8 protein-coding genes are annotated in these 8,449 nt (G+C 36.5%); 2 read left to right on the top strand and 6 right to left on the bottom strand.

Features of this window, described 5'->3' with window-relative positions:
- A partial coding sequence (locus LFLEISCH_RS14070) for a glycosyltransferase (protein ID WP_007477943.1) occupies positions 1 to 980 on the top strand: 980 nt, incomplete at its 5' end.
- A 33-nt stretch (positions 981 to 1,013) separates the two neighbouring features.
- On the top strand, positions 1,014 to 1,961 hold the full coding sequence (locus LFLEISCH_RS14065) for an NAD-dependent epimerase/dehydratase family protein (protein ID WP_007477941.1): 948 nt from the start codon (positions 1,014 to 1,016) through the stop codon (positions 1,959 to 1,961).
- Between the two features lie 88 nt (positions 1,962 to 2,049).
- Here LFLEISCH_RS14065 and LFLEISCH_RS15150 read toward each other — a convergent pair whose 3' ends face one another.
- The 6 genes from LFLEISCH_RS15150 to LFLEISCH_RS14035 form a co-directional block, all read right to left on the bottom strand.
- The gene (locus LFLEISCH_RS15150) at positions 2,050 to 3,261 is read right to left on the bottom strand and encodes an IS3 family transposase (protein WP_007477937.1); all 1,212 of its coding nucleotides are present in this window, start codon (positions 3,259 to 3,261) and stop codon (positions 2,050 to 2,052) included.
- 1 nt (position 3,262) lies between these two features.
- A complete protein-coding gene (locus LFLEISCH_RS14850; RefSeq protein WP_007477935.1) occupies positions 3,263 to 3,619 on the bottom strand; it encodes a helix-turn-helix domain-containing protein in 357 nt (118 codons plus the stop codon).
- Positions 3,620 to 4,017: 398 nt separating this feature from the next.
- On the bottom strand, positions 4,018 to 4,581 hold the full coding sequence (locus tag LFLEISCH_RS14050; RefSeq protein ID WP_159099779.1) for a hypothetical protein: 564 nt from the start codon (positions 4,579 to 4,581) through the stop codon (positions 4,018 to 4,020).
- Positions 4,582 to 4,863: 282 nt separating this feature from the next.
- Complete coding sequence (locus LFLEISCH_RS14045; RefSeq protein ID WP_007477931.1) at positions 4,864 to 7,092, bottom strand: putative mucin/carbohydrate-binding domain-containing protein; 2,229 nt, start codon at positions 7,090 to 7,092, stop codon at positions 4,864 to 4,866.
- A gap of 124 nt (positions 7,093 to 7,216) precedes the next feature.
- A complete protein-coding gene (locus LFLEISCH_RS14040) occupies positions 7,217 to 8,119 on the bottom strand; it encodes an isopeptide-forming domain-containing fimbrial protein (protein ID WP_007477930.1) in 903 nt (300 codons plus the stop codon).
- A gap of 14 nt (positions 8,120 to 8,133) precedes the next feature.
- The coding region (locus LFLEISCH_RS14035; RefSeq protein WP_007477928.1) for a DUF11 domain-containing protein at positions 8,134 to 8,449 on the bottom strand (316 nt) is incomplete at its 5' end.

The raw sequence follows: 8,449 nt of genomic DNA, 5'->3' as shown, positions 1-8,449 counted from the left end.
TATCTGTATCTAAACAGTTAAAAAAAAGTTTTTGTCGAGCCCTTAATCCTATCAAATATGGCAAAATCGTATTTCGTTTGCAGCCTGCTGTAGCTAGTGCAAAGTGCCCTACAGGAAACTACGATTTTATTATTGCACACTACGGAAATATCGGGCTTCTCGCGAGCATTTTATGTGATCAAAATATTTTAAGCGGACAATTAATTACTTTTTTCCACGGTTATGATTTAACGCGAACCATTCAAAAAAGAGGAAAATCCTTTTATCGTTTCTTATTTCAAACGAACGCGATTATATGCCCTATCAGCCAATTTTTTGCAACAATTTTAGTTCAGCTTGGGGCGAATGAACATCAAATTAAAGTCCATCATATGGGAGTAGATATTCACCAATTTCCTTTTTCTCCTAAACAAAACCTTTCAAACGAATTAAATGTACTCATTGTCGCTCGTTTAACGGAAAAAAAGGGCATTAAACACGCCATTATGGCCATGAAGTTGCTGCAATTAGATGGACTTAAATGTCAGCTGCAAATTATTGGTGACGGGGAAGAAAAAGCCGATTTACAAGCGATTACACAAAACTTAGGACTTCAGGAACAAATTATTTTTCACGGAGCAAAATCACAAACTTTTGTGAAAGAAGCTTTAAATCAGGCGGATGTTTTTCTTTTACCAAGTGTGGTGGCAAAAGATGGGGATATGGAAGGAATTCCTGTTTCCCTTATGGAAGCGATGGCTACTGGAAAACCTGTAATTGCAACAAAGCATAGCGGAATTTCTGAACTTATTTCTGATAAAGTAAATGGGTTTTTAGTCACCGAACAAAGCGCGGAGGAAATTTGTACGGCGCTAAAAAGCTTCTACACCTTACCAAATCCATTACGGCAAAACATGCTTTCATCAGCGAGAAATAAAGTAGAATATGACTTCAACATTCATCATCTAAATCGCATTTTATTTGAAGACATGATGGAGTAAATCAAGCAAAAAAGAAAACGGGGTGACTACATTATGGAACGTGTATTAATTACTGGCGGAGCAGGTTTTATTGGCTCCAATTTAGCAAAAAAATTAATCGCTCAATTTGAAATTGTCGTTGTAGACGATTTATCCATGGGTTCTAAAGAAAATCTACCTTTATCAGAAAATCTAACCTTTATCGAGGAAGATATTAGCGAAAAATCTGTCGTTGAAGCATTATTTTCCACCTATACCTTTCATTACATTTATCATTTAGCCGCCATCGCAAGCGTGGCAGATTCTGTCAAATACCCGAAAGAAACCCATAAAGTCAATATGGAAACAACCCTTTTACTACTAGAAGCAGCCAGAACACAGCAAAAAAACCTTAAACGCATCATTTTCGCCTCTTCCGCTGCCGTTTACGGAGATGAGCCCGCCCTGCCTAAACACGAAACGTCGACCATTCAACCTTTAACACCTTACGCCATTGATAAATTTTCTTCGGAAAACTATATTTTAGCCTATCAAAAATTGTTTGCTATGCCGACCGTGGCCGTTCGATTTTTCAATGTATATGGAAATAACCAAAATCCCTCATCCCCGTATTCTGGCGTGATTTCACTTTTAGTGAGCGCACTTCAGCAAAAAAATCCTGCGACAAATAAGCCATTTACCATATTCGGCGATGGGAATCAAACGCGTGATTTTGTTTTTATTGAAGACGTTTTGCAGGCCCTTCAAATCGTTGCGACAAAAAATGAAGCACTAGGACGCGTTTTCAATGTAGGCACCGGCATCAGAACATCCTTACACGACATCATTCGAATTGGCGAACGAATTAGTCACACCAAACTGGTTTTACATTATAAACCGGCACGTGCCGGTGACATTAAAGATTCCTGCGCTGATATAACCGCCCTCAAAACACTAGGTTACCGACCGCAATTTACCATTTTAAACGGCCTTGAAAAATATTGGCAATTCGTCACCACATAACCCCATCTGCTCATTTGAACCACTCCCTGTCAAGTAGACAAGGGAAATATAAAAAAGATTTTAAGCTCCTGATTTTTTAGGAGTTTTTTTATGATGCTTTTTCTCTAAACTCTCTTGGCGTTAGGCCATTGAACTTGGGAACATACCTTTTGTTTTGGTAAAAATGCATATAGCTGTTAATCCCTTTTTTGAGTTCATCATAAGAAGTAAACTCTTTTCGATAGTAGTATTCTGATTTTAATGTACCCCAAAAAGATTCAATCGGTTGATTATCTAAACATTTTCCTGCTCGAGACATGCTACTAGTAAATCCGTACTTTTTTTTCAAAAGTTGGTAGACATTTGACATATATTGAAATCCTCGGTCACTATGAATAATGGGGCTCGCGTTAGGATTGGTCTGTAGTGCATTTTTAACTGTATCAATGACCAGCTGATTATCATTTCGTTGACTAATCACATAAGACACAATACTCATATCATAGCGGTCGATAATGGCGCTGAGGTAAGCTTTTTGGTGATTTCCATAAAATAAGCAACTCACATCTGTGAACCATTTCTGGTTAGGTTTATCCGCATGAAAATCTCGCTGGATAATGTTTTCATCTATATGAAAAGGAACCGTTCTAGTCCATTCCGAACGTTTCTTTCGAATCTCGGGAAATAAACCCATGAGTCGCATGAGTCGCCGTATTTTTTTAATATTGACTTTCTTTTCAACTTCTCTCTTTAAAGCATAATGCATCCGAACCACACCAAATGTACGGTCGGACTCTTCAAAAATACGTGTGATTTGTTGGGCTAACCACTTGTTCTCCTTTTCGGTAGCGGAGGGTTGCCTTGTTTTCCATTTATAGTAACCACTACGGCTAACACCTGCTACCTGGCACAGCTTTTCTATCGGATATTTTTTGGTTTGCCATAGCTCAAAAATAGCGACATAATACAACTCATAGCGATTTAATGAAAATCGTTGTTTTCTTTTTTTGAGCTCTCGTAACTTTTTTGCGAAGTCATTTTCCATTTCTAAAAATTCATTCCGATGACGTAAACGTTTGTTTTTTAAACGTAAACGATCTAACTCTGTTAATTCTTCTACAGGTCGATGACGACCACGTCTATCTCGAAGTCCTTTCACCCCGAGGGCAGTATATTTTTTAGTCCACGTATACACTTGTTGATAAGAAACACCACATTTTTTCATAGCAGCTTGATAATCATTGTTGTGCTCCAAGGCATATTGTACAATTTCAATGCGTTCTTGCAAGGTTGTTTTTGCCGATTCTTTTCTAGATTTCATTTCAGAAAGCCCTCTTCCAGTATTTTTTTAAGTCTTTCTGTTTATTATAATTAGAAATCCATGCCCTGAGAACAGCTGAAGAAGAAATTTTATATTTTCTCATCACAGTCCGCTGTGATGCACCTTGATAAAGCACGTCTTCAACAGCATTTTGCTTGGTTTCAGAGCTGTACTTAGCTTTTGTTTTATAAGGATGTAGCCCATTTTTTCCAAAAGTTTGGTATCTATCTATCCAATCGCGTACTGTAGCACAAGAAAGATTGTTTTCTTTCGCTACTAAGTTTCTAGATTTTTTCGTTTCAAGTACTTCTTTCACGATACATAATCTTTTTTCAAAGCTTGTTTTATTTATAGTCACACAAAAACACTCCCCATAAAAACACTAGATTTTTTTGTTTTCTAGTGTCTACTTTATGGGGAGTGTATCAAAATAGGAGACTTATTGCAGCATGATTATTTATTATACAGGTTATACTTTAAAAACCACTCCGAAAGAGAATTAATTGCTATAAACAACCATTTTCAATGTCTTTGAATGATATAGTTAATCCTGATAACCCTCATGACTTAGTTCCTAGACTAGAGCACTATTCAGTAAATCAATTCCTTTTTATTGGGAAAAATGAATATCGAACACTTATTTAACTATTACTGATATACATTACTATATACTCGTCGGTCTAATGCAATACGGTAAGCAGTTCGAACTGAATGTGTAGTCTTTTCTTTATACTATTGTTATATTAAAATCAATAATTATTTAGAATTTTCAACTTTACTCAATACAAAGTTATCAAAATCTGCTTGGCCATCTCCTGCTTCTGGGTTCATATAAATAAATATACGAAGTCCACCATCTTCACCTGATTTTAAAACTACTTCGCTACTTTCAAATTTAGTAGAAGCTGGAGCATAAACCGATTTTCTTTCCCCGAGAATATTTTCTAAACCTGATCCAGACTCAATTCCTATTCCATTTGGAATATAATCTTGTTTACGAGATTCCATACTTAACTTATATAGTGTGTTAGGGATTAAATTTCTTATTCTTTGTTCTGTAATAGGACCAAACCCTGTTGGTGTCGTTGTGTATCTCAAAAAGTGATTGCCGTTCTCCTCAATGATTTGCGCATGTTCAGGAAAAGCATTATCCCACCCATTAAAACCATCTTCGAACGAACCATTAATGACTAAATTCCCAGTCTGCTCACTATCAACTTTTTTTTCTATCGAATTTGCCTTTACTTGAGTATAAGGCAACTGAGTTAGACTTACTCCAAAAATTATTGTCAATACTAATATATGTTTAATATAGCTCATCATATTCATCTACTTTCAAATATTTATAGTCATTTCTATAATATCAAATTCTCTCTTCAAGTTATTCCTACGCGCTAACTAGCCGTATCAAAATGAATTCATTTGAAATTTTTCTAACATGCACAATCACTTCCTCTTATATTTGTTGATTTTAACTATTGAACCTTTCTTACAATGCGATCAAAACTTTTTTGTACACCTATATAAAAATATTATTGTCCGCTGTATCTACTTATGTCATTTCATCGTATTCTATATTCCTATTAGAAAATCCAACATTCTCTATACGAATAAAGACGAAAATTTATCCATGAATTTTATTTTCTCTGGTTCTTTTAAAAGTTGAATTGTCGCATATAGTTCCTTTTTATCTACTGATATTGCAAAAGGTACATGTAGTTGGCTGTCTTCATTTAAAAGTTTAGTTCCTTTATTATCGACTCTATTAATAAGTGCATCATACGCATTAGGATTAGTATAAGGATTTTCAAAGCCCCACTTACTTGGTATTAAAACTTTGCTATTACTATTTGTATTTAAAAGATCATCATCCGTCACCAATCTTCCATTTGCTTCTGCATGATAAATAACCAAGGTATTTGTATGTTCACCATCTAGAAGTGGTAAATTTAGAATATCCTCTCCAACTATAGCATGCGTCCCCTCAATACTTTTATCATATTGTTTAACCCCATTATTATCGTAAAGAGTTACTCTTGCATATTCTTTTCCGTCAAAATAACTATGCGGTGTTTCGTTAAAAATATCAAATGTCGCAGACTGTTCCTGAGGATAATTTTTCAATGTCGCAAATGGAACATCATTTAATCCTAAAAAAGTGATTTCCTGATTTAAGAGTGTATCTGATTGAGACAAATTAATATCTACATCATTTTGTGCCTCTTTGACATAAACATAATTTTTACTGGATACTACAGTTTTAGTGTTTTCTCCAGAAAATTCCAAACTATACACCCCGTTTGGAATATTTTTAAATTGAGCCGTATTATTTTGAATTTCCTCAGTAGCTACTTCTTTATTTCCATCTTTTAAAGTCACCTTACTGCTCTCGATATTCGTATTCTCATCATTCTTAAATTGAAGGGTAAGATTTCCTTTTAAATTGAGTGGGGCTATCTCTTTATTTTGAACTAATTCAAAGTTAGACGTAATTAATAGCGAAGGATCTAATAATGCGCGTGCACGGTCCAATTGATCCTCTGGTACTACTTCAGCCAATGCAGCTACTGCAGGATAACCATTTGCGCGATTTTTTTCTGACTGATGTTCATCTAAAGCAAGATATCTATTTTCTAGGACAGATGTAAAATCTTGATGACTCATTTCACTATAATATTTATTCATCAAATCTGATAAGGGATAATCATTCTTTTTGTAACCTGGCTCACTAGCAATTTTTCGATAGTCTTGATACATTTTCGTATAAGCATCCATGCCAGCTTTTTCTCTTAACATGGTTAATATGAGCAATTGCTGACGTAAATCTAAATCTCGATAAGGTTTATCATTTCTGATAACGGCATTATAAAAATTTTCTTCTACATGTTCTTTATCACCATAATCAAACAACCAGCCAATTTGATCAGCCTCTTTTCCATAATGCTCATATTCATATTTCACTCCAAACAAATTGTTAGAAACTTCACCTGTGTACATACCTACACCATCGAAGCCTGCTTGATAGCCGTGTGCTATTTCGTGCAGAACACCCCAATTACTTTTGGATAACCACATACTCACATCGGTATACGTTTGAGCCGTCCAATACGAGCCATAATAGGCAGCACCAGCACCATGCAAATCTGCCTTTAGAAAATAACGATTTTCGCTATTTACATTTTCAGGTTCTATATTATCTAGGCCGACCCATGCATTGTATTCAGAAAATATTTCAGTATAGTGCTGAATAAGCTCATCCATAGAATCATAATCTTCTAAGTTCCTAACTGCTTCTTTACTCTCTTTTGGAATTAAAAGCTGGAAATTTTTGTCTTTAATCAAGGCGTACTCAGCATCACCTTCATCCCATGTTGCGAAAAAATTTTGTTCACTACCTTTATACTCATAAACTGGCAAAACAGGTTCTGAATTAGCACCAATGACCTCATACTCAATTTTTGCCTTCGCGTCACCATAAGGAGTATCTACAAAAGGAACCAAATTATCCTCTGCACTCACTTCTACCCAATCAGTCCCAACTTGTACTGATTTTTCCTTCCAATTATCATTTCCTAGTAAGCGCACAGTTAATTTATCTGTAAACTCCGGATTAGTTTGGCGAACTCTTAGCACATCTTTTGCCTGCAACACAAAACCTAAATCTTGACGATCGTGATATCTTCCTTTACTCATCCCTGAATTTGCGATGTAGGTTGGCCATGGTAAACTAAACACTTCTTTTTCTGTGACTTCTTTTGCACTGGCTTTAAGTGAACCACCAACGCCACAAAGAATCAATAGGAATACACAACAAAATACAATTTTTTTCATTTTTTACACCCCCGTTATTTTTTATAAAAATGTCAATTTAGATTCAAACTCACCTCCTTTTTTGTTAGCTAAGCTTTAGGTTCATATAGCTAGTGACAGTGTATGCATACGATAAGCATCTATATTACAAGTTACGTCTTCGTAGAAAAGGATGTATTAGAGTTAAAATGCCACCCATAACCAGAATGATCCCAAAAGGCTGAGAAATCTTATTGTCATAATCTCCTGTAGACGGTAATTTTTTAATTGGATTAATTTTTATTTCGTCTTTAGTCATCGTTTTTATTTCTGATTTCACTTGAATATCCACCTCTGGTTTTTGTGGATGGCTTTCATCAGCCGGATCGACTAAAGTGGCGATATTCGTGATGGTACCGTCTGTTCCCTGTGTCACTTTGGCCTTAAACGTGATTGGAACCGTTTGGTTCCCTTTGATTTCGGGGATCACTGTCTTGATTTGTCCCGGGTCTCCTTCATTTATGGCTGCTTGGCCATCTACCTTTACGCTCCCGGGTACCAGTTCTACGCCCGCGGGAAGTGGGTCACTCACACGTATATTATGCAAGGTTGTATTGGCTAAACTATTGGTTGCTTCAATCGTGTATGTGACTTCTTCATTTTGTTTTACATCATGATGATCCACTTTTTTGTTTGACTTAAGAAGGCCTTTGGAATCCACCACTTGAATATCTGCTTGTGGTTTTTGTGGATGGCTTTCATCAGCCGGATCGACTAAAGTGGCGATATTCGTGATAGTTCCGTCTGTTGCTTGTGTCACTTTGGCCTTAAACGTGATTGGAACCGTTTGGTTCCCGTTGATTTCGGGGATCACTGTCTTGATTTGTCCCGGGTCTCCTTCATTTATGGCTGCTTGTCCATCTACCTTTAAACTTCCGGGTACCAGTTCTACGCCCGCAGGAAGTGGGTCACTCACACGTATATTATGCAAGGTTGTATTGGCTAAACTATTGGTTGCTTCAATCGTGTATGTGACTTCTTCATTTTGTTTTACATCATGATGATCCACTTTTTTTGTTTGACTTAAGAAGGCCTTTGGAATCCACCACTTGAATATCTGCTTGTGGTTTTTTGTGGATGGCTTTCATCAGCCGGATCGACTAAAGTGGCGATATTCGTGATGGTACCGTCTGTTGCTTTTGTCACTTTGGCCTTAAACGTGATTGGAACCGTTTGGTTCCCTTTGATTTCGGAGATCACTGTCTTGATTTGTCCTGGGTCTCCTTCATTTATGGCTGCTTGTCCATCTACCTTTAAGCTTCCGGGTACCAGTTCTACGCCCGCGGGAAGTGGGTCACTCACACGTATATTATGCAAGGTTGTATTGGCTAAACTATTG

Source organism: Listeria fleischmannii subsp. fleischmannii LU2006-1, from assembly GCF_000344175.1.
Lineage (GTDB): Bacteria > Bacillota > Bacilli > Lactobacillales > Listeriaceae > Listeria > Listeria fleischmannii.
The sequence above is the reverse complement of the archived record's forward strand: the minus strand, read 5'-3'. Positions and strand labels throughout refer to the sequence as shown.